Annotated in this window: 22 protein-coding genes; 9 read left to right on the top strand and 13 right to left on the bottom strand. The window is 73.6% G+C overall.

All coding sequences use genetic code 11. The features are described 5' to 3' along the window. The first annotated feature begins 28 nt into the window (after positions 1–28). The 3 genes from AC4H2G_RS05915 (at position 29) to AC4H2G_RS05905 (ending at position 5,798) form a co-directional block, all read left to right on the top strand. On the top strand, positions 29–1,354 hold the full coding sequence (locus AC4H2G_RS05915) for a serpin family protein (protein ID WP_494364826.1): 1,326 nt from the start codon (positions 29–31) through the stop codon (positions 1,352–1,354). A gap of 181 nt (positions 1,355–1,535) precedes the next feature. Next, positions 1,536–4,946: a discoidin domain-containing protein gene (locus AC4H2G_RS05910; RefSeq protein WP_494364825.1), complete on the top strand. Its 3,411-nt coding sequence runs from the start codon at positions 1,536–1,538 to the stop codon at positions 4,944–4,946. Positions 4,947–5,132: 186 nt separating this feature from the next. Continuing rightward, on the top strand, positions 5,133–5,798 hold the full coding sequence (locus AC4H2G_RS05905; RefSeq protein WP_494364824.1) for a nucleoside/nucleotide kinase family protein: 666 nt from the start codon (positions 5,133–5,135) through the stop codon (positions 5,796–5,798). A 28-nt stretch (positions 5,799–5,826) separates the two neighbouring features. On the opposite strand, the gene AC4H2G_RS05900 is transcribed toward AC4H2G_RS05905, so the two are convergent. After that, positions 5,827–6,486 (bottom strand): DNA-binding response regulator, encoded by a 660-nt coding sequence (locus AC4H2G_RS05900; protein WP_494364823.1) that lies wholly within the window; start codon positions 6,484–6,486, stop codon positions 5,827–5,829. A 96-nt stretch (positions 6,487–6,582) separates the two neighbouring features. Here AC4H2G_RS05900 and AC4H2G_RS05895 point away from each other — a divergent pair, with 96 nt between their 5' ends. After that, a complete protein-coding gene (locus AC4H2G_RS05895; RefSeq protein WP_494364822.1) occupies positions 6,583–7,548 on the top strand; it encodes an oxidoreductase in 966 nt (321 codons plus the stop codon). Here the strand turns inward: AC4H2G_RS05895 and AC4H2G_RS05890 are convergent. The 3 genes from AC4H2G_RS05890 to AC4H2G_RS05880 all read right to left on the bottom strand — a co-directional run bounded on the left by AC4H2G_RS05890 (position 7,545) and on the right by AC4H2G_RS05880 (position 9,034). Beyond that, the gene (locus AC4H2G_RS05890) at positions 7,545–7,913 is read right to left on the bottom strand and encodes a TfoX/Sxy family protein (RefSeq protein ID WP_494364821.1); all 369 of its coding nucleotides are present in this window, start codon (positions 7,911–7,913) and stop codon (positions 7,545–7,547) included. The genes AC4H2G_RS05895 and AC4H2G_RS05890 overlap by 4 nt on opposite strands. Next, positions 7,910–8,470 (bottom strand): pyridoxamine 5'-phosphate oxidase family protein, encoded by a 561-nt coding sequence (locus AC4H2G_RS05885; protein WP_494364820.1) that lies wholly within the window; start codon positions 8,468–8,470, stop codon positions 7,910–7,912. Before AC4H2G_RS05885 ends, AC4H2G_RS05890 begins: the two co-directional genes overlap by 4 nt. A gap of 138 nt (positions 8,471–8,608) precedes the next feature. Continuing rightward, complete coding sequence (locus AC4H2G_RS05880; protein ID WP_494364968.1) at positions 8,609–9,034, bottom strand: hypothetical protein; 426 nt, start codon at positions 9,032–9,034, stop codon at positions 8,609–8,611. A gap of 188 nt (positions 9,035–9,222) precedes the next feature. Here AC4H2G_RS05880 and AC4H2G_RS05875 point away from each other — a divergent pair, with 188 nt between their 5' ends. From AC4H2G_RS05875 to AC4H2G_RS05865, 3 genes are all read left to right on the top strand, one after another. Then, positions 9,223–10,299, top strand: coding sequence for an App1 family protein phosphatidate phosphatase (locus AC4H2G_RS05875; RefSeq protein WP_494364819.1), 1,077 nt, complete (start codon positions 9,223–9,225; stop codon positions 10,297–10,299). A gap of 38 nt (positions 10,300–10,337) precedes the next feature. Continuing rightward, on the top strand, positions 10,338–10,985 hold the full coding sequence (locus AC4H2G_RS05870; RefSeq protein WP_494364818.1) for a hypothetical protein: 648 nt from the start codon (positions 10,338–10,340) through the stop codon (positions 10,983–10,985). A 93-nt stretch (positions 10,986–11,078) separates the two neighbouring features. Beyond that, entirely contained in the window at positions 11,079–11,951 is an 873-nt protein-coding gene (locus tag AC4H2G_RS05865; RefSeq protein ID WP_494364817.1) for a hypothetical protein, read from the top strand. Positions 11,952–12,059: 108 nt separating this feature from the next. On the opposite strand, the gene AC4H2G_RS05860 is transcribed toward AC4H2G_RS05865, so the two are convergent. Together AC4H2G_RS05860 and AC4H2G_RS05855 are read right to left on the bottom strand one after the other, a co-directional pair. Next, on the bottom strand, positions 12,060–13,238 hold the full coding sequence (locus AC4H2G_RS05860) for a hypothetical protein (RefSeq protein ID WP_494364816.1): 1,179 nt from the start codon (positions 13,236–13,238) through the stop codon (positions 12,060–12,062). Positions 13,239–13,313: 75 nt separating this feature from the next. After that, positions 13,314–13,751 carry a DoxX family protein gene (locus AC4H2G_RS05855; RefSeq protein ID WP_494364815.1) on the bottom strand — a complete coding sequence of 146 codons (438 nt, stop codon included), beginning with the start codon at positions 13,749–13,751 and terminating at the stop codon, positions 13,314–13,316. A gap of 112 nt (positions 13,752–13,863) precedes the next feature. On the opposite strand from AC4H2G_RS05855, the gene AC4H2G_RS05850 reads away from it, so the two are divergent. Beyond that, complete coding sequence (locus AC4H2G_RS05850) at positions 13,864–15,120, top strand: MFS transporter (protein WP_494364814.1); 1,257 nt, start codon at positions 13,864–13,866, stop codon at positions 15,118–15,120. On the opposite strand, the gene AC4H2G_RS05845 is transcribed toward AC4H2G_RS05850, so the two are convergent. Then, complete coding sequence (locus tag AC4H2G_RS05845) at positions 15,090–15,752, bottom strand: response regulator (protein WP_494364813.1); 663 nt, start codon at positions 15,750–15,752, stop codon at positions 15,090–15,092. The two genes, AC4H2G_RS05850 and AC4H2G_RS05845, sit on opposite strands and share 31 nt — an antisense overlap. Then, complete coding sequence (locus tag AC4H2G_RS05840) at positions 15,749–17,053, bottom strand: sensor histidine kinase (RefSeq protein WP_494364812.1); 1,305 nt, start codon at positions 17,051–17,053, stop codon at positions 15,749–15,751. Before AC4H2G_RS05840 ends, AC4H2G_RS05845 begins: the two co-directional genes overlap by 4 nt. Before the next feature lie 127 nt (positions 17,054–17,180). Between AC4H2G_RS05840 and AC4H2G_RS05835 the strand changes: the two genes are divergently transcribed. Next, on the top strand, positions 17,181–17,927 hold the full coding sequence (locus AC4H2G_RS05835) for a ZIP family metal transporter (RefSeq protein WP_494364811.1): 747 nt from the start codon (positions 17,181–17,183) through the stop codon (positions 17,925–17,927). 90 nt (positions 17,928–18,017) lie between these two features. On the opposite strand, the gene AC4H2G_RS05830 is transcribed toward AC4H2G_RS05835, so the two are convergent. The 5 genes from AC4H2G_RS05830 to AC4H2G_RS05810 form a co-directional block, all read right to left on the bottom strand. Next, positions 18,018–18,662: a lysophospholipid acyltransferase family protein gene (locus tag AC4H2G_RS05830; RefSeq protein WP_494364810.1), complete on the bottom strand. Its 645-nt coding sequence runs from the start codon at positions 18,660–18,662 to the stop codon at positions 18,018–18,020. 96 nt (positions 18,663–18,758) lie between these two features. Further along, complete coding sequence (locus AC4H2G_RS05825; RefSeq protein WP_494364809.1) at positions 18,759–20,264, bottom strand: amino acid permease; 1,506 nt, start codon at positions 20,262–20,264, stop codon at positions 18,759–18,761. 117 nt (positions 20,265–20,381) lie between these two features. Beyond that, positions 20,382–21,359, bottom strand: coding sequence for a DNA polymerase III subunit beta family protein (locus tag AC4H2G_RS05820; protein WP_494364808.1), 978 nt, complete (start codon positions 21,357–21,359; stop codon positions 20,382–20,384). 74 nt (positions 21,360–21,433) lie between these two features. Continuing rightward, positions 21,434–22,669 carry an MFS transporter gene (locus AC4H2G_RS05815; RefSeq protein ID WP_494364807.1) on the bottom strand — a complete coding sequence of 412 codons (1,236 nt, stop codon included), beginning with the start codon at positions 22,667–22,669 and terminating at the stop codon, positions 21,434–21,436. A gap of 174 nt (positions 22,670–22,843) precedes the next feature. Further along, positions 22,844–24,565 carry a nucleobase:cation symporter-2 family protein gene (locus AC4H2G_RS05810; RefSeq protein ID WP_494364806.1) on the bottom strand — a complete coding sequence of 574 codons (1,722 nt, stop codon included), beginning with the start codon at positions 24,563–24,565 and terminating at the stop codon, positions 22,844–22,846. Positions 24,566–24,729 lie beyond the last annotated feature (164 nt).

Genomic DNA, 24,729 nt, shown 5'->3' with positions numbered 1-24,729 from the left:
GCCGACCAGCACGTCTGAGGGGGACGGCATGGGAGCCACGACGCGCAGCACCACGGGGGCACGGCCAGCACCGGCTCGATGGGGAGCGGGAGCGACGGCGCTGCTCCTCCTGCTCGCCGGGTGCGCCGGGCCGCGGTCCACGCCGCCGGACCTGCCGCTCGCGACGGCGGACGTGCCCCGCGAGATCGTGGGGTTCGCGGACGCCGGGGCCGTCCCCGACGTCGTCGCGGCGACCGACCGGCTCGGGACGACGCTGCTCGCGACCGCCCCCGACGACGTGAACGTCGTGGTGTCCCCGGCGAGCGTCGTCGTCGCGCTGTCGATGCTCGCGGAAGGTGCGGGCGGCGCGACGTCCGTGGCGCTCGACGACGCGCTCGGCGCGTCCGGGGCGGCACGCACGGAGGCGGTCGGTGCGCTCCTCGCCACGGTGGGCCAGCACGACGGCGACCCCGCGACGGTCCGGGCGGCGGAGCTGCCGAAGAAGCCGCTCGCGCACGTCGCGAACCAGGTCGTGGTCGACGACGAGGCGAAGATCCTGGAGACCTACCTCGACACGCTGGGCGCCGGGTACGGCGCGGGCGTCCTGCCCACCGACCTCGGCTCGGCGGCCGGGATCGAGCCGCTGAGCGAGTGGGTCCGCTACCACACCGGTGGCCTCGTCGAGGGCTCGGCGATCGAGCCCGACCCCGACCTGCGTCTCGTGCTGCAGAACGCGACCCTCTTCGCCGCACGCTGGCAGGAGCCGTTCGAGGACGACGAGACGACGGACCGGCCGTTCTTCCTGGCGTCGGGCGAAGAGGTCCGGGCCGAGACCCTGCGCCAGACGAACGCTGCGCGCTATGCCGAGGTCGACGGCTGGCGCGCCGTCCGGCTCCCGTACGTCGAGGCCTTCCACGCGGACGTCGTGCTCCCGCCCGAGGGGACCGATCCCGCGTCCCTCACCGCCGGGACGAGCGCCGCGCTGCGGGACGCGCTCGACGCGGCGGACGACGTCCCGGTCGACCTCACGATGCCGACGCTCGACATACCCGCCGAGGAGCCGCTGGACCTCGCGCCCGCGCTCACGGCGGCGGGGCTCGGCGCGCTCTTCGTCGCGCACCCCGCGCCCGACCTGAGCGGGATCAGCGACGAGGAGCTCGTCGTCTCCCAGGCCGTGCAGCAGTCGGTGCTCCAGGTGGACGCCGAGGGGACCGTCGCGGCCGCCGTCACGGAGGTCGGTGTCGGCACCGTGTCCGCGGAGGTCCCGATCGAGCCCGTCGTCGTGCGCGTCGATCGGCCGTACGTCTTCAGCGTCGCCCACTCCGAGACGGGCTGGACCCTCTTCACGTCCGCGATCCGCGATCCCCGGCACTGACCACCACGCCTCGCCCTGCGCGGCGACCGGGTCTTGACGCTCGGCGTGCGCGCTGAGTACGTTGCTTGCGTATAGTTGCAAGAAGTTGACATGCCACTGTGCGGTGCGGCACAGGTGCTCGCAATTCTCGAAGGAAGTGACCCTACGCCCGTCAACGACGACGGGAGATCGAGGACGACCCATGAGTCATCGACCCAGCACGTCGCACCGCGCCCGCTCTTTCCGGACCGGGACACCACCACGCCCGCCCCGCTTGCCGCGGCACAGGCTGCGACTCCTCGCCGCCACCGCGGCAGCGAGCGCCCTGCTGCTCCCGCTCGGCCTCGCGACGACGGCGACCGCCGCGCCCACCGTCCTGTCCACGGGCAAGGCGACCGCCGCGAGCAGCAACAACTCCCCCTACCTGTCCGGCAACCTCACCGACGGCAACCAGGGCACCTACTGGGAGTCGACGAACAACACCTTCCCGCAGTGGGCCCAGGTCGACCTCGGCACGGCCGGGACGGTCGAGGACGTCGTGCTCAAGCTCCCCACCGGCTGGGAGACGCGGAGCCAGACCCTCAGTGTCCAGGCCAGCACCGACGGGTCGGCGTTCACGACGCTGAAGGCCTCCCAGGCGTACACGTTCAACCCCGCGTCGGGGAACACCGTGACGGTCGACGTCCCGGACACCTCGGCCCGGTACGTCCGCGTGAACGTCACGGCGAACACGGGGTGGTCCGCCGCACAACTCTCGGAGCTCGAGGTGCGCGGCACGGCCGGGACCGGGAACCCGGGCGGACCCGGTGAGCCCCAGCCCCCGACGGGGACCAACCTCGCGTTGAACAAGCCGATCGAGGGATCCTCCACCGAGTGGCAGTTCGTCGCGAAGAACGCGAACGACGACAGCACCTCGACGTACTGGGAGGGCGCGGGCGGCCAGTACCCGAGCACGCTCACCGTCTCGCTCGACGCGCCGACGCAGGTGACGAACGTCGTGGTCAAGCTCCCGCCCGCGAGCGCGTGGGGCAACCGGACGCAGACGTTCGAGGTGCAAGGTCGCGCGAGCGCGACCGCCGCCTGGCAGACGCTCAAGGCGTCCGCCGGCTACGCGTTCTCCCCGAGCAGCGGGAACACGGTGACGGTCCCCGTCTCCGGCACCGCCAAGGACGTCCGGCTGCGCTTCACCGGCAACACGGGGTCGGGCAACGGCCAGGTGGCCGAGCTGCAGGTGTTCGGCACCGCCGCCCCCAACCCCGACCTCGTCGTCACGAGCGTCACCGCGACCCCGGCCTCGCCGCTGGAGTCGCAGGCGATCACGCTCTCTGCGGTCGTGAAGAACATCGGCACGCAGGCGTCCGCCGCGACCGACGTCGCGTTCACCCTGGCCGGCCAGACCGTCGCCACCAAGCCGGTCGGCGGCCTCGCCGCGGGCGCCCAGGCGACCGTCACCGCCGACATCGGCGCCCGTCCTGCGGGCTCCTACGCGATCGGCGCGAAGGCCGACGCCGCCGGCAGCGTCGCCGAGCAGAACGAGGGCAACAACGCCTACGCGAACCCGACCGCGCTCGTCGTCACCGCGGTGCCCAGCTCGGACCTCGTGCCCACGCTCACGTGGTCGCCGAGCAACCCGGCGGCGGGCAACACCGTGACGTTCTCGGCGACGCTCGCCAACCAGGGCAACGTCGCGACGTCGTCCGCGGCCAAGAGCCTGACGGTGACCCTGACGAACAAGGCGACGGGCGCCGTCGTGCGCACGCTCACCGGCTCCGTCAGCGGCACGATCGCTGCGGGGGCGAGCAGCGCGAGCGTCAACCTCGGCACCTGGACCGCGGCGAACGGCAGCTACGACGTGAAGGTCGTGGCGGCGCCGGACTCGACCGAGGTCTCCGCCAAGCAGGCGAACAACACAGGGACGCGGCCGCTGTTCGTGGGCCGCGGCGCGAACATGCCGTTCGACACGTACGAGGCCGAGGACGGCGTCACGGGCGGGGGCGCGACCGTGCTCGCCCCGAACCGCGTCGTCGGCGACCTCGCGGGCGAGGCGTCCGGCCGCAAGGCCGTCACGCTGAACACCACGGGCGCGTACGTCGAGTGGACCACCAAGGCCCCGACGAACACGCTCGTGACCCGCTTCTCCATCCCCGACTCCCCGGGCGGCGGCGGGACGAACGCCACGCTCGCGATCTACGTCGACGGCCAGTTCCTCAAGAACATCGACCTCACCTCGCGCTACGCGTGGCTCTACGGCAACGAGACCAACCCCGGCAACCAGCCCGGGGCGGGCGGCCCGCGCCACGTCTACGACGAGGCGAGCACCCTGCTGGGCACCACGGTCCCCGCGGGCTCGAAGATCCGCCTCCAGAAGACCGCGAGCAGCACGAGCCAGTACGCGATCGACTTCGTCGACCTCGAGCTGGCGACGCCCAGGGCCAACCCGAACCCCGCGCAGTACACCCAGCCCGCCGGGTTCACCCACCAGGACGTCCAGGCCGCGCTCGACCGGGTCCGCATGGACTCGACCGGCACGCTCGAGGGCGTCTACCTCCCCGCCGGCGACTACCAGACCTCGAACAAGTTCCAGGTCTACGGCAAGGCCGTCGACGTCGTCGGCGCAGGCCCGTGGTTCACGCGGTTCTTCGCGCCGCCGAGCCAGGAGAACACCGACGTCGGCTTCCGGGGCGAGGCGAGCGCGAACGGCTCGTCGTTCCGCGACTTCGCGTACTTCGGCAACTACACGTCGCGCATCGACGGGCCCGGCAAGGTCTTCGACTTCACCAACGTCAAGGACATGACGATCGACAACATCTGGGTCGAGCACATGATCTGCATGTTCTGGGCGTCCAACATGGACGACTCCGAGGTCAAGAACTCGCGCATCCGCAACACGTTCGCGGACGCGATCAACATGACCAACGGCAGCTCGAACAACCACGTGCACAACAACCAGGCACGCGGCACCGGCGACGACTCGTTCGCGCTCTTCGCGGCGACCGACAACGGCGGCAGCGGGCAGAGCGGCAACGTTTTCGAGAACCTCACCTCGACCAACACGTGGCGCGCGGCCGGTCTCGCGGTCTACGGCGGCCAGAACAACACCTTCCGGAACATCTACATCGCGGACACCCTCGTCTACTCGGGCGTCACCATCAGCTCGCTGGACTTCGGCATCGCGATGGAGGGCTTCGGCCCCGGGCCCACGACGTTCGACGGGCTCACCGTCGTGCGCTCCGGCGGCCACTTCTGGGGATCGCAGGTGTTCCCGGCGGTGTGGATGTTCTCCGCGTCGAAGACGTTCACGAACATCCGCGTGAACAACCTCGACATCATCGACCCGACCTATTCCGGGATCATGTTCCAGACGAACTACGTCGGGTCCCAGCCGCAGAACACGTTCCAGGACACCGTCTTCACCAACGTGTCCATCACGGGAGCGAAGAAGAGCGGCGACCAGTACGACGCGCGGTCCGGCTACGGCATCTGGGTCAACCCCATGCCGGAGCAGGGTCAGGGCCCCGCGGTCGGCTCGGCGACGTTCACCAACCTCACGTTCTCGGGCAACTTCCGGGACATCGAGAACCCGACGTCGACCTTCACCATCACGCGCAACTGACGATGCCCGACGCCGGACCGGGGCTCCTCGGTCCGGCGTCGGCCGTGCGGTCCGTGCGCGAGCACGTGCTCGACCCGCTGACGGTCACCGACCAGCGGGCGCTCGCCCGGATCGCGGACAGCTGCGGACTTGACCGGAGGACTTCGCGGCCTCGTGAAGGGCTCCGTCGACCGGGACACTGGGGACATGAACACCTCGATGCGCACCGTGCCGACCGAGGTGGCCGACCTCGCCACGCTCACGGCGAGGGTGCGGTCGCTCCAGGACCGCGCGGACGGCGGACGGGTCTTCGTGGGGATCACCGGCAGCCCTGGTGCGGGCAAGACGACGCTCGCCGCCCGGCTCGTGGAGGCGCTCGGACCCGAGGCGGTCCACCTGCCGATGGACGGCTTCCACCTCGCGAACGCGACGCTCGACGCGCTCGGGCGGCACGACCGCAAGGGCGCGCCGGACACGTTCGACGGCTGGGGCTTCGTCGCCCTCCTGCGCCGCGTGCGCGACGAGACCGACCACACCGTGTACGCGCCGTCGTTCCACCGCGAGGTCGACGAGCCCGTGGCCGGCGCGATCGCCGTCGAGCTGGAGCACCGGGTCGTCGTCGTGGAGGGCAACTACCTTCTCGTGGCCGACGAGCCGTGGGGGCGCGTGCGCGACCTGCTCGACGAGACGTGGTTCTGCTCCACCACCGGCGAGGAGCGGGAGCGACGGCTCGTCGACCGCCACACGCGGCACGGCCGCACGGTCGAGGCGGCCACGGCCTGGGCGGCCGAGGTCGACGGTCGCAACGCGCGCGTGGTCGAGGCGACGCGGTCCCGCGCCGACCTCGTGGTCTCCGGCGCGATCCGGGCCTAGGAGCTGTTGGCGCGCGACCGGGGCTGGACTACACGAGACCGAGCTCTCGCGCGCGGACGCCGGCCTGGAACCGCGACTCAGCGCCGAGAGCCCCCATGAGCTCGGCCACCCGGCGGCGGTAGGTGCGTACGCCCAGACCGAGCGTCCTGGCCGCGGTCTCGTCCTTGACGCCCTGGCCGAGCAGGTCCAGGACCTGAGGCGCGAGCTGGCGGATCTCGGCGATCCGCGAGTCGTAGACGGCGAGCTCGGTGGCGGATCGCCAGGCTGCCTCGAACAGCGAAGTGACCGCCTGGACCGCCTCGGGCTGCGTGAGGATGCTGAAGCTACGCCGGCCGGCGCGCGGATCCCCGGCCAGGATCACGAGCCGGCGGTCCAGCACGATGGTCTCGTTGATCTCCTCGCTCGTGATCCGGATCTGCACGCCGTGCTGGTCCCGGGCGCGCGCCACCGTCTGTGCGGCCACCGGGTCGAGCAGCATCCCGGACCGGTAGACCTTGCGGACCCGGGCGTCGCCCGGTCGCCGCTGACGGTACTTCTCGGTGGCCTCGTCCGTCATCCGTGCACCCGCCCACGTGAAGAGGTCGTTGGCGGCGCACGCGACGTCGGAGGCGGAGGCGAACAGATGCATGGTCCGTTCCATCAGCTCCTGCTCGCCGTGCACGATCGTGACAGCCTCGCCCGTCTGCATGCCCCCGAGCCTGCCCGGCGCCGCACCGGTGCGCCAGGCTCGGCAACAAGCTGCCATCGGCGTGGCTTCGCCCCCGCGCACCGTGATGCTCGTCGTATGACACCCACCGCGAACACCACGACGACCACCCTCGACGCCGCAGCGGCCGGCACCTGGCAGCTCGGCGACCGCACGGTCAACCGGGTCGGCCTGGGGGCGATGCGGCTCGTGGGCATGCCCTGGGACGCCACGCCCCGCGACCGTGCTCGTTCGGTCACCGTGCTGCGGCGCGCCGTCGAGCTCGGCGTGAACCACATCGACACCGCCGCCTTCTACTTCACGCCCGTCCGCTCGGCCAACGAGCTGATCAGCACGGCCCTGCAGCCCTACGCGGACGACCTGACGATCTCCACCAAGGTCGGACCGGCGCGGACGCGCAGCGGCGAGTTCGAGGTGATGGCTCGGCCCGACCAGCTCCGCGGCCAGGTCGAGGAGAACATCCGCCAGCTCGGCCGGGACCACCTCGACGTCGTGAACCTGCGCTGGGGCACGCGGATGGCCGGCGAGGGGCGCGAGCGCGAGTCGGTGGCAGAGCACTTCGGTGCGCTGGCCGAGCTGCGCGAGGCCGGCCTGATCCGCAACCTCGGCATCTCCAACATCCTTCCGGAGCAGCTGACGGAGGCCATGACCATCGCTCCGGTGGTGTGCGTCCAGAACCAGTACGGTCTGACCAGCCGAGAGGACGACGCTCTCGTCACGCTGTGCGCGGAGCACGGGATCGCGTTCGTGCCCTTCTTCTCCGTCGGCGCGGCCGTGCCGGGTGTCGCACCGCAGGGCAGCGCCGACGAGACCGGTCAGGCGGAGGTCGCCGCCGTCGCCGCCGTCGCCGCCGTCGCCGCCGCGCACGGTGCGAGCCCTGCTCAGGTCCGGCTGGCCTGGACCCTGCACCGAGGGCCGCACGTCCTCGCGATCCCCGGCACCGGCAGCCCGGTGCACCTGGAGGAGAACATCGCCGCCGGCGCCCTCCACCTGACCGACGAGGACCTCGCGCTGCTCGACGGTCTCGTCCCGGCCGTGGGCTAGGTTGCGGCCGACCCTCCCGTCGCTGCCCGGTTGTGCTCCAGGGCGACGCCGAGCCAGGACGACAGCCCGTCGTCGCCGACGACGGCCGCGGCGTCGACCGTGACCCATCCCGGGCCCATGTCCCGACCCGCGCCCATCTCCGCCTGCGCGGCGCCCGGACGCGCGACCAGCTCGTCGTGGCGCCGGGCGTCGACACGGACGAGGAGGTCTCCGCCCCGGAGCGCGCTGACGACCATCGTGTCCCGGACCATGAACGACCGACCGCCGAACATCGACACCTCGCGCACCGACGGCTCGTCCGCGAGCAGCGTCCGGAGCCGTTCGACCAGCTCGTCCCGGGCGGTCCCCGCAGCGTCCCTCGTCATGAGGCACCGACGGTGCGTGCCTCACGACCGTCGTCGCCGAACCGCCAGCGCATCGCGGCGTGCTCCGCCGTGCGCTCGTACGCGAACACGACCTCGGGCCGGACGGCGAAGACGAGCGACTCACCGGTGTCGCCGTGCCGGAAGGACCCGTCGTGCACGGAGAACACCCAGTCGTCGCCGTACTTGCACCGCCACCGCTCGGCGAGGCGGTGCAGCGCGGCGTCGTCCGTCACGCGCTGCGCCTCGCCCTCGACCACGACGTCGAGCGCGTCGACGTACGCGTTCGTGCCGGTGGTGAGCACGACCCGGGCGTTCTCCACGAGGTTCCGCGCCTTGCGCTCGTCGGGGCCGGTCGTGACGTGCAGGCAGCCGTCGGCGACGACGGTCATGAGGGGCGTGACGTGCGGGCGCCCGTCGGGGCGCACGGTCGAGATCCACGAAATCTCGGCGCGCTCGAGCACACCGCGCACGGTCTCCCACGGCACCGGCCGTGCACCAGGCGAGCTGTAGCTGGGGATCAGCGTCCCATCGGGGTAGTCGTCAAGGATGGTGGTCACGTCGGGTCCTCTCGTCGGTCTTCCCTCCGACCGGCGCGCGTGCGCAGACTCATCGGCCTGCGGTCCCACGAAGGAGAAGAGCCGCAACCGCGGGGCGCACGAGGAGTCGTCGCCCCCGGCGTTCTGACCGGACTCCGATCAGGCCGGGGCCACCGGCCCTGCTTCATGACCTCCGCGCCCGGCCGACCGGCGCTCCTGCTTCATCCGTGCCTCGTACATGTGCCGGACGCCGCCCGCGAGCTCGGCGCGCGCCCGGCGCTCGTGCTCGCGGAAGGCGGACCAGTAGCCGTCGTCGTAGTCCTCGACGAGCTGGAACGTCCACCGGCCCGACACCACGTTGCGCCCCACGAGCTCCGCCGCGATCCGGTCGGCAACCTCGTCGTGACCTGCCGCGCGCAGCTTCTCCACCGCGTCGCCCAGGGCGAGGTCCGCCTCCCCGGTGAGCTGGTGGAACGTGTAGAGGTGGCCCCGCGCTCGCTCCGTCGTCTCGAGCGCCTCGCTCAGGGCACCCAGGGCCTCGACCGTCGCGTCGCTCACGCCCTCGGGCGTCGCCCGCCCTGGCAGGTCCCCCGACTCGTCCCGTCCTCGGTCCGTCGCGTCGTCGGTCACGTCGTCTGTCACCTGGCCACGCTAGGACCGGCGCGACGCGCCCGCACGCGAGCGGCGCCCGGCCCGCCGCCGCCCGGCCGCGTGCGTCGGCCCCCTGTGACAGGGTTGACCCGGCCGCCCCCCGACCGGAGAACCCACCGCTCATGCCGCAGAACGCATCCGCACCGCCCGTCACGACCCAGACGACCTCGAGCCAGCGACCGCACCGCGCGGCGCGCCTCGAGGACCGGTGGCGCGCCGTCGTCTCCCGGTTCCAGAAGGCCCGCGGGTGGCGCCCGCGCGTCGAGCCGTTCACGGGGTACGGGAGCACGCGCCGCGTGCGCGTGCTGGGCCGCGTCCTGCTCGCGAGCCCCGCGTACGACCCGGCGACCACGGCGGACCGGCGCGGCTGGCGCTACTTCTTCACCGCCCCCGCGTCGCGCGAGGAGGTGCGGGTGCAGGTCGGCGAGACGGTCCTCGACGTCAGCTCGGACCGTTCCGGCTACCTCGACGTCACGGTGGACGTCGACCTCGAGCCCGGCTGGCACGACGTGACGTTCCGGCCCGCGTCGGGCGAGCTCGTGAGGGGCCGCGTGCTGGTCGTCGCGGACGGCCGACGGCTCGGGGTCGTCTCCGACATCGACGACACCACGATGGTGACCGCGGTCCCGCGACCGCTGCTCGCCGCGTGGAACACGTTCGTCCGGCACTCGAGCGCGCGCGTGCCGGTGCCCGGCATGGCGGTGCTCTACCAGGGCATCGCGTCCGCGAACCCCGGTACCCCGTTCGTGTACGTGTCGACGGGGGCCTGGAACACCGCGGCGAACCTGCGCCGCTTCCTCCAGCGCAACGCGTACCCGCCCGGCCCGCTCCTGCTCACCGACTGGGGGCCGACCAACACCGGGTGGTTCCGCAGCGGCCGCGAGCACAAGAACACCTCGATCGACCGGCTCGTGCGCGAGCTCCCCGACGTCGACTGGCTGCTGATCGGCGACGACGGCCAGCACGACCCCGAGATCTACACGCGCGCCGCGCGCCTGCACCCGCAGCACGTCGCGGCCATCGCGATCCGCCAGCTCACGGCGACGCAGCAGGTGCTGTCCCACGGGTCGCCGCTGCCCGCGCCCGGCGACGACGCCTACCGGCCCGACCGCGAGGCTCCCGTCCCGACGGCGCAGGGACCGGACGGCGCCGCGCTCGCCCGCTCGCTCGCGTCGGCCCTGGCGACGTACCGCCGCTGAGTGATGCACCCGCGAGGGCGTGGTGGGACGCTGGGCTCATGAGCACCGGAGGCGTCCGCCGACACACCGAGGCCCTGGGCGACGACGCCGTCGCCACCGCGACGGGCCAACCCCGCGCGACGTGGTTCGCGCTGCTCGACGCCCAGGACGCGACGACGTGGACCCACCGGGACATCGCCGCCTGGCTCGTCGAGGAGCAGGGCGTCGACGGCTGGTGGGCACAGTCGCTCACGGTCGCGTACGAGCAGGAGCGCGGGATGCGCGCGCCCGGCCAGCGGTCCGACGGCACCTACGAGGTCTCGCCCAGCCGGTCCGTCGTCGGGACGCTCGACGAGGTGTACGCCCTCGTCGCGGACGACGACGCCCGCGGGCAGTGGCTCGACGGCGCCCTGGCCGAGGTCGGTGCGGGCGAACGGCTCGAGGTGCTCGGGGCCACGCCGACGTCGTCCGTGCGGCTCGCGTGGCCCGTCGGCGCGCTGGGCGCACCGCCGGACCGGCCCGGGCGCGTGACGATCGGGCTGTATCAGCCGCGCGCGGCCGACGGCACTCCCGCGGGGAAGGTCCGCGTCGGCGTCCAGCACGGTGGGCTGCGCTCGGCCGACGACGTCGCGCCGCTCAAGGCGTTCTGGTCCGCGCGGCTCACCGCGCTCGCCGAGCTCGCCGAGCAGGCGCGCTCGGCGGAGTAGACGACCGGGACAGGCACCCGGCAGGCCGGCCCGTCTGCCGGACACCACGGCTGCCCGGATGCCGCGGCGCCACCCCGGTGGTTGCCTGAGGACATGACGACGCCGCGCCCCGCCCCACCACCAGCTGGCCGTGACCCGTCGGAGACCGACGAGCAGACCCGACGGACCTGGCCCTGGATCGTGCTGACCGTCGTCGCGGTGCTGGTCATCGGGCTCGTCGTGTGGCTCGCGAACCGTCCCACGGCGAGCGCACCGAACGCCTCGCCGTCACCGACGGCGACCGCGAGCGAGACGGACTCCCCGAGCGAGACGTCCTCCCCGGAGGCGAGCCCGACGACGTCGGACCCCGCCGCGGAAGGCTGCCCGGCGGAGGGCGACGGGCCGCCCGCGGGCGCGGGCACGCACGGGGCCGTCGACGTGGACGGCGACGGCCGTCCCGACACCGCCTGGCTCACCGGCGGCGCCGACCGGGCGTTCGGCATCACGACGGCGTCGGGCGCGACGTTCTCCGCACTGATCGAGTCGGCGAGCCCGCAGCCCGCGAGCGCCGTCGTGCAGCGCGTCGCGGCGGGTGACGGGACCGCACCGATAGCGCTCGTCGACACGGGCCGCGAGGTGCTGCTGTTCTCCGTCGCGGGTTGCGCCGTCACGCCGACGCAGAACGTCCAGGGCGAGGCCTACACGTTCGACAAGGGCTTCACCGGGTTCGGTACGGGCGTCGGCTGCACGGAGGAGGGCGGGGAGCTGCGGCTCGCCGGCCTGAACGCCGTGTCCGACGACGGCACCTCCTTCACCGTCGACCGCACCTTCGTGGACCTCGACACCGACGCCCGGACCGCGACGAACGGCGAGGAGCAGACCGTCGCGACGGACGCCGGCCCGGACGACCCCGTCGTCACGACGGCCCAGGAGACCAGCTGCGGCGACCTCGTCGCCGGCGAGGACGGTCCCGTCGAGCCGCGATAGCGCCACGCACCCGCACGCGCCGAGAACGTCACCACGCGCCGTCGAACACGACCTGAGGGTCGTTCTGGCGTCCAGAACGACCCTCAGATCGTGTTCGGCGTGCGGGTCTCAGCCGCGCCCGCAGTCCGAGCAGGTGCCGCGGCGGCGGAGCCAGTAGGCGTAGGTCGCGGCGCCGAGGGCGACCGACCACAGCGGCCACAGGAGTGCGGGGCCGACGGCGCCCCACGAGTCGGCCGTGAGCGCGAGCTTCTCGTCGCCCAGGCCCAGGGCGACGAGCGACAGCCCGGCCGGGAGGACCGCGACGGCCACGATCGTCGCGGGGATCACCGCGAGGTTGACGGGGACGCGACGGCCCGCCAGACCCAGCATCCAGCGCGGGAAGACCTCGCCCCAGTGCTGGAACAGACCCAGCGTGAGCACCGCCCCGACGAGCGCGAAGCCGCCCAGGCCGAGCGCCGCGATCCAACCGTCGTCCCCGGCGAGGGCCGCGACGTCGTCGGGCGAGAAGCCGAGCGGGATGCCGAGCACCCAGGCGATCCGGGTCACGGCGTAGAACAGCGGGATCGCGGCGGCGACGAGCGCGGCGACCCGGCCCCAGCGCGCTGCGGACGCGGGCGTGGTCCAGGCGAGGTCGGCGCCGTCGTGCCGGCGACCGCACGACTCGCACGCGCCGACCGCTCGGCGCGCGAACCGGGTGGTCGACGCCGCGAGGAGACCCGCGCCGACGAGCACCGCGAGCTGCAGCAGCACGCCGGGAGTGAGGAACTCGGCGAACGCGGCCCGCAGGTCCGCGTCGAACGGCGCCATGATCGCGGTGACCGGGAGGTAGCCGAGCCGGGCGAGGATCGAGGCGTCGACGAGGGCGACGGACCCCGCGAGGACGACGCCCGCCGCGGCGTAGGTCGCGATCCGCACGCCCCGCGGCGTGGGCCCGGTCCGGCCACCGCGCCAGGTCCACGCGGCGAGCGCCGCGCCCGCCAGCGCGAGGACGGCGACCCACGGGGTGAGGGCGTCGCCGCGGACGGCGCTCAGCGCGCTGAACCCGGTGGCGTCGGCGTCACCGACCGGCAGGGTGCCGCCCGCGAGCGTGACGACGAGCGCGACGACGGCGCCCACTGCCCACCACAGCGCGGCGGTCGGTCCGATCCACGTACCGCGCGCTCGATGGGCGTGGTCGGTCGGCGCGGCACGGCGCGGCCGCGAGGGGTTCGGTGTCGGCGGACGATCGGGAGCGGCCGGGGCAGGCTCGTCGTGGACGGGGCGGGTGTCGGGGTGTCGTGTGCTCATGACTCGAGCCTCGTCCGGCACGGGACCGCACGGATCACCCGCCGCGGTGACACCCCTCCCCCGGCCGGGGGACCGTCAGTCGCGGGCCCGACGCAGGGCTCGCAGCGCCCCCGTCGACCACAGCGCCCACGCGACGAGCACGGGCTGGAAGAACAGCCGGCCGAAGCGCTTGGCGTCGGTGTCGAGCCCGAACCCGTCCTTGCCCTCCAGCCACTGCGCGACGTTCCCGGGGAAGATCACGACGAAGAACGCGGCCGCGATCAGCCCGACGGCCACCTTCCACCGCGAGAGCACGACGAGCGAGCCGCCGAGCACGATCTCCACCACCCCCGACGCGAGGACGGTCACGTCCTCGTCGACCGGGAACCAGTCGGGCACCTGCGCCTGGAACTCCTCGCGCGCGACGGTGAGGTGGCTGACGCCCGCCCCGACGAGAGCGACACCGAGCGCGATACGCGCGACCGTGGCGGGGACGGACGTGCGGGTCGGCTGCGCAAGCACGGAGAGGTCCATCCGTCGATCGTCGCACCGGAAGAGACCTCGCGCGTCCGGCGAGTCGAGCGTCGTCCGACCGGGAGCCTCCGAGGTCACCAGCGCCATCGCCAGGCGACCTACGCTGTGCGACGTGACCCGCCCCGCATCGCTCGGACCCGACTTCCGCGCGCTGTGGGGTTCGAGTATGGCGTCGAACCTGTCCGACGGGCTCGCGTTCGTCTCGATGCCGCTGCTCGCCGCCTCCCTCACGGACGACCCTCGTCTCGTCGCAGGGCTGGCCACGATCTACGCGGTGGTGCGCCTGGTCGTCGTTCTTCCGATCGGGGTGCTTGTCGACCGCCTCGACCGGAGGATCCTGCTCGCAGGAGCGAACCTCCTCCGCGGTGCCGCGGTGGTCGGGCTCGCCGTCGCGGTGCAGCTCGATGTCGCGTCGTTGTGGCTTCTGTACGCCGTGATGGCGGTCGTCGGTGCGCTCGAAAGCGCGGCCGACAACGCCGCGATCTCGGTCCTTCCCTCGATCGTGCCGCACACGAGCCTCGACCGCGCCAACGGGCGGATCGCGGCGGCGCAGCTGGTCGCCGACGAGTTCGCCGGGCCTCCGCTCGGCGGACTGCTCTTCTCGGTCGCCATGGCCGCGCCGGTCTACGCGATGGGCGGGTTCTGGGGTCTCGCGGGTCTGGTCGCACTGGCACTTCCGGCCCTGAGCAGGCAGTCGGTCGCCGTCGGCGACGCCCCCCTGCGCCGCTCCGTCGTCGCGGAAGCGCGTGACGGCGTGGTGTGGCTCGGGGGCGACCGCACTGTCGGCGGTCTCGCGCTCGTGGGCGCACTCGCCAGCGTGGGCTACATGCTCACGTTCTCGATCCTCGTCCTCGTCGCCACGGACCGCCTCGGGCTGGACGGTCTCGGATACGGGCTCCTCCTCGCGTTCTCCGCGTCCGGGGGCCTGCTCGGGGCGTTCGTCACGGCGCACGTCCGGGCGCGCGTCGGGTACCGGTGGACGATCGTCGCGAGCCTGCTCACAGGCGCGGCCTCGCTCGGTGTCCTCGCCGCGACCACGAGCCCGGTGGTCGCCTCGATCGCGCTCGCGGTCTACGTCCTGCACGCCGTCGTGTGGGGGATCTGCTCGACGTCGCTCCGGCAGGCGCTCGTGCCCGACCCCCTGCGCGGGCGCGTCAACGCGGCGTCGAAGGTGCTCTCGCTGCTCGGCCTCACGGTCGGCTCCGCGCTCGGCGGCGCCCTCGCAAGCGTCGATCTCGTCCTGCCGGTCGCCGCCGGGAGCGCCGTCTTCGTGACGTGCGCCGTCGTCGCGGCGTGGCTCGTCCGCGCGGACTGCGGTACTACGTCGGCAGGTGCAGATCAGCCGGCGCGGACGAACCCCGACTCGTAGGCGCGCACCACGGCCTGGGTGCGGTCCCGCACGCCCAGCTTCGCGAGCACGTTGCCCACGTGCGTGCGCACGGTCTCGACACCGAGGTAGAGCTCGCCCGCGATCTCGGCGTTCGACAGACCGGCCGCCATGAGCCGCAGCACCTCACCCTCGCGCTCGGTGAGCCGTGCACCGCGCAGCTCGTCGCCGGCAGGGGGTCGCGCGGTCGCGAGCCGACGTACGGCGTCCGGGAACAGCAGCGACTCGCCGCGCGCGACGACCCGCACCGCCTGCACGACCTCCTCGGGCCGGGCGCGCTTGAGCAGGAACCCGTGCGCCCCGGCACGCAGGGCGTCGAGCACGTGGTCGTCGTTCTCGAACGTCGTGACGACGAGCACGCGCGGGGCGGGCTCGCGCGCGAGGAGCGCCGTCGTCGCCGCGATGCCGTCGACGCGCGGCATGCGCACGTCCATGAGCACGACGTCGGGCCGGGTGGTGGCGACGACGTGCGGCACGTCGACGCCGTCGGCGGCCTCGCCCACGACCTCGAGGTCCGGCTCCGCGTCGAGGATGACGCGCAGCCCCGCGCGCACGAGCGGCTCGTCGTCGACCAGGACGACGCGGATGGTCCCGTCGCGTGCCGTGCCCGTCATGCGCTCGATCCTCTCAGCGGGAACGACGCACGCACGACCCACGCGGCGCCGTCGGGCGCGGGACCGGCGACGACCTCCCCGCGCAGCAGCAAGGCACGCTCGCGCATGCCCGCGACGCCGCGACCTCCGGAGTGCGCGAGGGGCGAACCGTCGGACGACGGCGCGTGGTCCCGCGGGAGCGGGTTGCGCACCTCGACGCGTAGCTCCGGTCCGTCGATCCCGACGTCGATCGTCACCGGCGCTCCCGGCGCGTGCCGCAGGGCGTTGGTGAGCGCCTCCTGCACGACGCGGTAGGACTCCTGCGACGTCGCGCGCGGCACGTCGGCGAGACCGGCATCGACGAGCACGACGTCGGCCCCCGTGCGCCGGGCGTCGTCGAGCAGCGCGGGCAGGTCCGTGAGGGTGCGGGCGGGCGACCGCGCGGCGCCGGCGCCGTCGGCGCGCAGCAGACCGAGGACGTGGTCGAGGTCGGCCATCGCGGTGCGGCCCGTCTCCTCGATCGCGGCGAGCGCGCGGCGTGCCGCCTCGGGATCCGTGGCGAGCAGCCGCGAGGCCGCCGCGGCCTGGAGCGTCGTGACGGTGAGCGCGTGGCCCACGGAGTCGTGCAGCTCGCGCGCGAGCCGGCCCCGCTCGGCGTCGCGGTCGGCCGCGGCCTCGAGCTCCGCGATGCGCTCGAGCTGGTCCGGGCCGAGCAGCGGCCACGCCGCCTGGCGCAGCAGCGCCCGCGCGGCGGCGATCACGTACGGGAGGACGAGCAGCAGGACGAGCGCGACCAGAGCGAGCGCCCACGTGTCGGCCCAGGACGGCACGAGCTCCCAGGGTCGCCAGTCGGTGAGCAGCACCGGCTCGATCCCGAGCGCCGACAGGACGAGCTGCGTCGCGACGGGGATCGCCAGCAGCACCACGACGAGCACGGCGGCCCCGAGCACGAGGTGCAGCGCATACCAGGCCGCGGCCCGCCACCGGGTGGCGGCGCTCGGGTTCGCGGCGTCGGCCGGCGTCGGCAGGTCGACGTCGAGGAACGTCCGCACCGCCGCGATCTCCAGCGCCCGCACCGGTGCGAGGAACGGCGGCGTCGCCGCGATCACCGCCGCGAGGGCGGCCAGGACCCCCGCGGCGACGCGCGGCGTCTGCGTGGACGCGAACATCTGCACGAAGCCCGTCACGAGGACGAGATAGGCGCCCGCGACGACCCCGCCGATCACGAGGTACACGCCCGCCCGCACGGTCGACGCGCTGCGCAGCGGCGCGGTCAGGCGCCGTGCCGTGTCGCGGCCGCCCCGGCGCGTCCCCTGCGTCATGCGCCCCATCCTCCCCCGGGCCTTGCACGGCCCGCTTCCCCCGCCCGGGTGAGCGATGCGGTCGGGGTGAGCGCCGCCGTCGGGCACCCGCCGCGCGGTCCGCGCTCCCCGCTGGTCCACTGGTGCCATGGAGGGCTTCTGGTGGGGGCTGCTCGCGAGCTCGTCACTGCTGATCGGCGCGGCGGTGGTCCTGTGGCGCCCGCCCGGGCAGCGCGCGGTCGGTCTCGTCATGGCGTTCGGCGCGGGCGTGCTCATCAGCGCCGTCGCGTACGACCTCGTGGAGGACGCGTCGCGCAACGCGAGCGGGTGGGTGATGCTCGCGGGGCTCGCGGGCGGTGCGCTGACGTTCTTCGTGGGCGACCGGGTGATCGACAACCTCGGCGGCGAGGGCCGCAAGCGCTCGACCGGCGTGCAGGGCCGCACCGTCCAGGCCGCGGGCGGCACGGGTGGCGCCGCGATCGCGCTCGGCACCGTGCTCGACGGGATCCCCGAGTCGGTCGTCCTCGGTGCGACGCTCATCGGTGGCGGCGGCGTGAGCGTCGCGATGCTCGCCGCCGTCTTCCTGTCCAACCTGCCGGAGGCGATGGCGGCGACGTCGGGCCTGCTCAAGGCGGGCACACGGCCGTCGCAGCTGTGGATGCTGTGGGGTTCGACGACGGTCGTGTCCGCGCTCGCCGCCGGGTTCGGCTACCTCGCGCTCGACGGCGCGTCACCGGCCGTCGTGGCGGTCACCCAGGCGTTCGCCGCGGGTGCGCTGCTCACGATGCTCGTCGACACGATGATCCCGGAGGCCACGGAGTTCGGCGGGCCGGTGACCGGCTTGGTCACCGTGCTGGGCTTCGCGACGGCGTTCGGGCTCAGCTCGATCGGCTGACGAGCACGGGCTCAGCGACCCACGAACACGGGACTACCGACCGGATCGCGACCGAAACGGTGGCTGATCCCGTGTTCGGCGGGGACTTTCTCAGGCCGCGAGCTCCTGGCCGCTCATGCGGTGGATCGACGCCATGACCTCGTCGGTCAGCTCGCGACGCGCCTGCGCCGGCTTCGTCCCGGCCGTGAGCTGGCGCTGCGGGTCGATGGGCTTGCCGAAGTGCACCTGCACGCGGTGGATGCGCGGCAGGCGCGCCCCGATCGGCTGGACCTTGTCGGTGCCGCGCACCGCGACGGGGATGACGGGGGCGTGCCCGGCGAGCGCGAGCCACGCGACGCCGGTCCGGCCCTGGTGCAGCTTGCCGTCGCGCGAGCGCGTGCCCTCCGGGTAGATGCCGAAGGCGCCGCCGCGCTGCAGCACCTCGAGCGCGTCCTCGAGCGAGCGCTGGCCGGCACGCGGGTCGTCGCGCTGGACCGGGATCATGCCGATCGTCGTGAAGAACCACCGCGACAGCCGCCCCTTGAGCCCGCGGCCCTCGAAGTACTCGGCCTTGGCGAGGAACGTCACGTGCCGCGGCGCGACGATCGGGATGAGCAGCGAGTCGATGAACGACAGGTGGTTGCTCGCGAGGATGACCGCACCGTTGCGCGGGATGTTGTTGCGTCCGGTCACCTGGGGCCGCAGCAGCACGTACGCGAGCAGCGACAGGATGAGCCTGAGGACGCGGTAGGTCATCCGCTCATTGTGCACCGTCGTCCGCGCACGCCCGTGCACGCGGGGCGTGACCTGCTGCAACGCGGTGCACACCGGTGCACGACGACGACTCCGGGCTCAGTCGGTGGCCTCGGGCTGGTCGCGGGCCGGCGCGGGCGCCGCGGCCAGCCGTCGCGCGCGACCTCCGCGCGTGAGCGCGTAGAGGACGAGGAGTATCACGACGAGGCCCGCCGTCGACGCGAGCTGGGCCCGGGCGGTGTCGTCCGTGAGCATGAGCACGGCGAGCGCCGCGAGACCGACGAGGACCGCCCACGTGAGCCACGGGTAGCCCCACATGCGCAGCGTCAGGGGCTCGCCGGCGGCCCGCGCCTCGGCCTCGAGCCGGCGTCGCAGGCGCAGCTGAGACACCGCGACGAGCACCCACACGACGAGCAGCGCCGCACCGACGGCGTTGAGCAGCACGCCGAGGAGCGCGTCGGGGGCGAGCCAGTTGAGGCCCACGGCCACGAGCGAGAAGAACACCGACACGAGCACCGAGACCCACGGGACGTCGCGGCGCGAGACGCGACGCAGCGCCGTCGGGCCGTCACCCCGCCCGGCGAGCGAGTACGCCATGCGCGACGTGCCGTAGACGTTCGCGTTGAACGCCGACAGCAGCGCCACGACCACGACGACCTCCATGAGCCGCGCGGCGCCCGGGAGGCCCGCCAGGTCCAGCACCGCGACGAACGGGCTCTCGGCGAGGAGCGGCGAGTCCCACGGCAGCACGAGCACCATGATGGCGACCGAGCCCAGGTAGAACAGGAGGATGCGCCACACGATGGACCGCGTGGCACGCGCGACGGCCGTGCGCGGGTCGCGGGCCTCGGCGGCCGCGATGGTGACGATCTCGATCCCGCCGAACGCGAAGACCACGACGAGCAGCCCCGCTGCGACGCCCGCCCAGCCCTGGGGCGCGAACCCGCCGTTCCCGAGGAGGTTGCTCGTGCCCACGGGATCGGTGCCGGGCAGCAGGCCGAGGACGAGCAGCACGCCGACCACGAGGAACCCGACGATCGCCGCGACCTTGACGAACGCGAACCAGAACTCGAACTCCCCGAACTGCCGCACGCCCCACAGGTTCACGACGGCGAACACCGTCACGACGGCGAGCGCCACTCCCCACTGCGGCACGCCGGGGAACCAGCCGGTGACGATCACGGCGGCCCCGGTGATCTCCGCGCCGAGGACCATGACGAGCATGAACCAGTAGAGCCACCCGAGGACGAACCCGGCCCAGGGCCCCAGCGCCTCTTCCGCGTACACGGAGAACGACCCGCTCGCGGGCCGCGCGCTCGCCATCTCGGCGAGCATCCGCATGACGAGGATGACGAGGACGCCGGCGATCGCGTACGACACGAGCACCGCGGGCCCGGCCGTCGCGATCCCGACGCCCGAGCCGAGGAACAGCCCGGCACCGATCGCGGAGCCGAGGCCCATCATCGTCAGGTGCCGGGCACGCAGGCCGTGGCCGAGCCGGTCGGGGGACGTCGGACCGGCGGTGGCGGCGCCGGCGGCGCGATCGCCGTCGGCGGCCGGGCCGGGGCGGGGCGTCCGGTCGGACGGGGGCGTGGAGGTGCTCATGAGGTCCTGCGGTGGGCGGGGTTCGGCCGGTCGGCCGACGTCCGACGCTACCCGACGCACCTGCGAGGACCACCGGCCGGTTGGCCGCCATCCGTCGCTCCCGGCGTGATGTGGGGCTCAGCGGTGCAGCCGGATCGGCATCACCAGGTGCACGTCGTGCGGGCGGTCTGCCGGGGAGACGCTGAGCGCGGACCGCTCGTCGAGCGTCAGGGCGACGTGCTCGGCACGCGCCGCGCGCACGCTGTCGAGCAGGAAGCTGCGGGAGAAGGCGAGCCCGTCCGGCCCAGCAGGTGGGGCGAGCTCGAGCCGACCCTCGTCGAGCCGCAGCACGACGACGTCGTCCGCCCTCTCGACGGCCTCGACCAGTTCGTCGGACGGGACGGTCACGCTCCCCGACACGCCCGAGCGCAGGAGCGTCTCGTAGTCCGGGTACGCGGCGTCGAGCGGCGCGCCGTGCGATCCCAGGATCTCGAGGACGTCGACGCCCAGGACGACCTCTCCGACGTCCGACAGCTCCGCCCTCGCCAGCCCGTCCAGCAACGCGAGGGGGGCGACGACGCGCGACGGCGGTCCCGAGGGCTGCCGCACGGGCACCGTCGCGACGGCCAGGCGAAACCTGTCGCACCCGACCAGGCGCAGCGTCGACCCGTCGAGGTGGAGCAACACCCCTGCCAGACCGGGCCACTCGGGGTGCCCGCCGACCGCGTGCCGGACGGCGGCGACCGCGGCGAGGAGGTCGTCGGCCGCGACCGTGCAGCGCCCGGGCCGGCTCAGGAGGTCCTCTGCCACGTCGAGATGTGCGCGGGCCGCAGCCAGGTCGTCCTCGAGCCGGCGCCGGTGGCGGTCCAGGATCGTGCGCGCCTCGTGCGGAGCCGCCAGAGCGGCGACCAGGTCCGCCACCGGCAGCCCGGCCTGGCGCAGGCTCGCCACCAGGCGAGCCGTGTGGACCTGCGCGGACGTGTACCAGCGGTACCCCGTCGCGGGGTCGACGTGCGCCGGACGGAGCACCCCGGCGGCGTCGTAGAACCGGAGCGCGGTGACGGGCAGGCCTCCCGCCCGGGAGAGGGCACCGATGCTGAGCAGGTCGTCGTCCACGGGCCTACTGTGAGCCCTCGACCTGCGCGAGGGTCAAGCGCACCGGGAGGCCGACCGTGAGGTGCGAGTTCCGCCTACCGCCGCCGGACCCAGAACGTGCACGCGGCCAGGCCGGCCGCCGTCGCCGCGAGCGCCCAGTGCGGCGACGCGTGCTCGGCCAGCGCACCGAGCACCGTGTTCGTCACCATCACCGGCACGAGCTGCACGAGCCCCACCAGCGCCTGCACGCGGGCCAGGTGGGTGCGCGGGGCGCTGCCCAGGACCAGCGGGGCGATCCGCGCGACGAACAACCCGTTCCCGAGACCGAAGACCAGCGCCCCGACGACGGCGGCCACGGCGGCTACGGCGGTCGCGGAGCCGTCGACCACCGGCCCGGCGGCGAGAAGGAGCGCCCCGGTCGCGCTCAGGGCCAGCCCGGCCGCAGCGGGAGCCACGCCGGCCTCGGGTGGGGCCGCCGAGCGGCCGCGTGCCGCGAGGAGCGACGCACCCACCACCCCGACACCCACGGCGCCCGCCACGGCTCCCGTCAGGCCCGCGCCCCAGCTCGCCGCTCGACCGAGAAGGGGCACGAGAAGGGAGGGGACAGGCAGGATCAGGGCCGCACCGGCACCGGCGACGAGGAGCGCCGTGCGGAGGCCAGGCGTCCGCGCGACGACGCGGAAGCCGTCGACCAGGTCGAACCGCGGGGTGCGCGCACCGTCTGCGGGCGCCCGGCCCGACGCCGGTCCGGACAGCTCACGGACCGTGACGAGGACGAGCAGAGAGATGCCGAACGTCACCGTGGCGAACCACGCGACAGCGGGGAGACCGACGTGACCGACCAGCAGCCCGCCCAGCGGCGCGGCGACCATGAGCACCGCCTGGCTCACACCCTGCCGCAGCGCGAGGGCGTGCGAGAGCTGGTCGTCCGGGACCAGGCGCCGCGGCATGGAGCCCGTGGCGGGCAGGGTGAACGCGCTGACCGTGCCCAGGGCCAGTGACGAGGCGACGAGCAGCCAGGTCGGGGTCCCGAGCCTCGCGAGCGCCAGAGCCAGGAGGACGGTCAGCGCGAGCAGCGCCGCCTCACCCGCGATCAGGATCCGCCGCGCCCCGACACGGTCTGCGACCGCACCTCCGACGAGCAGCAGGACGAGTCGAGGCGCCCCGCTGAAAGTGAGGACGAGGGCCGCGGTCGTGCCGCCCAGACCGGAGGCCGCCCAACCGAGCGCGAAGGCGAGGACGGCATCGCCGAGCCGGGAGACGGTGACGCCCGCGAGCCAGGCGAGATAGGGACGGGGCAGCGCACGCACCGGTGCGTCGATCACGGTCATGGCGGCACGTTCGTGCCTCGACCGGGTCGAGGGTCAAGCGCGCACCGGGCGGGCGGAGGGCGAGGCGGCAGGCCTCGCGGACGCTCCAGTCCGGGGACGACGACGCCCCGCACCCGGGCGCGTGTCGTCGCGCAGGTGCGGGGCGTCGTCGGGCACGCCGTCGTGCCGCGGTCCTCAGGGCGTCGCCGTGCGCGGCGCCGGGGCCACGTGCTTCGCCTCCCGGCGCGGTTCCGTGGCCGGACGCGCAGCGGGGTCCGCCTCGTGAGCCGGGCCGACGGCCGGGGTGGTGCCGTCCGTGGTGCTGCCTGCCGGGGTGGCGCCTTCCGGGGTGGCGCCTGCCGGGGCCGACGACGTCGGTGCGGCCGCGGTCGAGGTGGCGTCGGCGCCCGTCGGGAGGGTGGCGCCCGTCGGGCGGGTGGCGCCCGTCGACGACGTCGACGCAGGGCGTCCGGTCGAGCCGTTGAGCACGCCGTCGTCCTCGAGGTCCTCGAGATCGTCGTCGTCCACCGAGCTCGCGCCGCGCTCGGCGCCCTCCGCGAACACCGACGGGTCCGGCGGCGTCCCGGCCTTGATGTGGTTGAACAGGATGTTCAGCAGGATCGCCATGATCGCGGCCGAGCTGATCCCCGAGTGGAAGATGATGCCGAACCACGTGGGGAACTGGTCGTAGAAGTCGGGCTTCGCGATGGGGATCATGCCGAACGAGATCGAGGCGGCGACGATGATGAGGTTCACCGAGTTCGAGTAGTCGACCTTGGCGAGCGTGCGGATGCCGGACGCGGCCACCGAGCCGAACAGCACGACACCCGCGCCGCCCAGGACCGGCGTCGGGACGGCGGCGACGACACGCCCCAGGATCGGCAGCAGACCCAGGACCACGAGGATCGCGCCGCCCGCCGAGACGACGAACCGCGACTTGATCCCCGTGATCGCCACGAGGCCGACGTTCTGCGCGAACGCGGACTGCGTGAACGACCCGAAGAAGGGCGAGACCACCGACGACGCCATGTCGGCGCGCAGGCCGTTCGCGATGCGCTTGCGGTCGACCTTCGTCTCGACGATCTCGCCGACGGCGATGATGTCGGCCGTCGTCTCGGTGAGCGTCACGAGGATCACGATGAGCATGGAGACGATCGCGGCGATCTCGAACGTCGGGGCGCCGAAGCCCAGGAACGCGGGGAACGCCGCGACGGGGCCGTCGCCCACGCCCGAGAAGTCGGCCTGGCCCGTGAGGAGCGCGACGACCGTGCCCAGGACGATCGCGAGGAGGATCGACAGGCGTGAGACGGTCCCGCTGCCGACCTTGGAGAGCAGGATGACGATGGCGAAGGTCAGCGCCGCGAGCCCGATGTTGCTCACCGAGCCGTAGTCCGGCGAGTCCGCGTTGCCGCCCATCGCCCAGTTCGCGGCGACGGGCATGAGCGTGAGGCCGATCGTCGTGATGACGACGCCCGTGACCACCGGTGGGAAGAACCGGATGATCTGCGCGAAGAACGGCGTGATGAGGAAGCCGACCGCCGACGCGACGAGCACGGCGCCCAGCACGGCCTGCATCCCTCCCCCGCCGCCGACGATCGCGACCATCGTCGACACGCCCGCGAACGACACGCCCTGCACCAGCGGCAGCTGCGAGCCGAAGAACGGGATGCCGATCGTCTGCAGGATCGTCGCCAGGCCGCCCATGAAGAGCGACGCGGCGACGAGCGTGCCGATCTCGGCGGGCGTGAGGCCCGCGGCGGAGCCGACGATCAGCGGAGGCGCGATGATCCCGCCGTACATCGTCAACACGTGCTGGAAGCCGTAACCGAACGTCGCCCCGAGGGGCAGACGCTGGTCCTCGGGGCGTACCGGACGACGTTCGGCGTCGTCCGCGACCTTCTGGGCTCGCGCGTTCATAGCGGACCTCCTCGTCAGCTATCGTTCCGCTCAGCGGAAAAGTACTTCCACCATTCGAACCCCAACTGTGACGTGTGTCAAGTCCCGCTCGCCAACTCGTCCGTGGCCTGCGGCGACGCGACCCCGATCCGCCCGACCTTCGGGGCGTCGATCCGTCGAGTCGC

The sequence above is a fragment of the Cellulosimicrobium sp. BMG9.23 genome (assembly GCF_059159985.1).
The sequence above is the reverse complement of the archived record's forward strand: the minus strand, read 5'-3'. Positions and strand labels throughout refer to the sequence as shown.

Bases quoted from the DNA above. Each gene is read 5' to 3' on its own strand.
- AC4H2G_RS05915 (WP_494364826.1), top strand. From the start codon at position 29: ATGGGAGCCACGACGCGCAGCACCACGGGGGCACGGCCAGCACCGGCT.
- AC4H2G_RS05910 (WP_494364825.1), top strand. From the start codon at position 1,536: ATGAGTCATCGACCCAGCACGTCGCACCGCGCCCGCTCTTTCCGGACC.
- AC4H2G_RS05905 (WP_494364824.1), top strand. From the start codon at position 5,133: ATGAACACCTCGATGCGCACCGTGCCGACCGAGGTGGCCGACCTCGCC.
- AC4H2G_RS05900 (WP_494364823.1), bottom strand. From the start codon at position 6,486: ATGCAGACGGGCGAGGCTGTCACGATCGTGCACGGCGAGCAGGAGCTG.
- AC4H2G_RS05895 (WP_494364822.1), top strand. From the start codon at position 6,583: ATGACACCCACCGCGAACACCACGACGACCACCCTCGACGCCGCAGCG.
- AC4H2G_RS05890 (WP_494364821.1), bottom strand. From the start codon at position 7,913: ATGACGAGGGACGCTGCGGGGACCGCCCGGGACGAGCTGGTCGAACGG.
- AC4H2G_RS05875 (WP_494364819.1), top strand. From the start codon at position 9,223: ATGCCGCAGAACGCATCCGCACCGCCCGTCACGACCCAGACGACCTCG.
- AC4H2G_RS05870 (WP_494364818.1), top strand. From the start codon at position 10,338: ATGAGCACCGGAGGCGTCCGCCGACACACCGAGGCCCTGGGCGACGAC.
- AC4H2G_RS05865 (WP_494364817.1), top strand. From the start codon at position 11,079: ATGACGACGCCGCGCCCCGCCCCACCACCAGCTGGCCGTGACCCGTCG.
- AC4H2G_RS05860 (WP_494364816.1), bottom strand. From the start codon at position 13,238: ATGAGCACACGACACCCCGACACCCGCCCCGTCCACGACGAGCCTGCC.
- AC4H2G_RS05855 (WP_494364815.1), bottom strand. From the start codon at position 13,751: ATGGACCTCTCCGTGCTTGCGCAGCCGACCCGCACGTCCGTCCCCGCC.
- AC4H2G_RS05845 (WP_494364813.1), bottom strand. From the start codon at position 15,752: ATGACGGGCACGGCACGCGACGGGACCATCCGCGTCGTCCTGGTCGAC.
- AC4H2G_RS05840 (WP_494364812.1), bottom strand. From the start codon at position 17,053: ATGACGCAGGGGACGCGCCGGGGCGGCCGCGACACGGCACGGCGCCTG.
- AC4H2G_RS05835 (WP_494364811.1), top strand. From the start codon at position 17,181: ATGGAGGGCTTCTGGTGGGGGCTGCTCGCGAGCTCGTCACTGCTGATC.
- AC4H2G_RS05830 (WP_494364810.1), bottom strand. From the start codon at position 18,662: ATGACCTACCGCGTCCTCAGGCTCATCCTGTCGCTGCTCGCGTACGTG.
- AC4H2G_RS05825 (WP_494364809.1), bottom strand. From the start codon at position 20,264: ATGAGCACCTCCACGCCCCCGTCCGACCGGACGCCCCGCCCCGGCCCG.
- AC4H2G_RS05815 (WP_494364807.1), bottom strand. From the start codon at position 22,669: ATGACCGTGATCGACGCACCGGTGCGTGCGCTGCCCCGTCCCTATCTC.
- AC4H2G_RS05810 (WP_494364806.1), bottom strand. From the start codon at position 24,565: ATGAACGCGCGAGCCCAGAAGGTCGCGGACGACGCCGAACGTCGTCCG.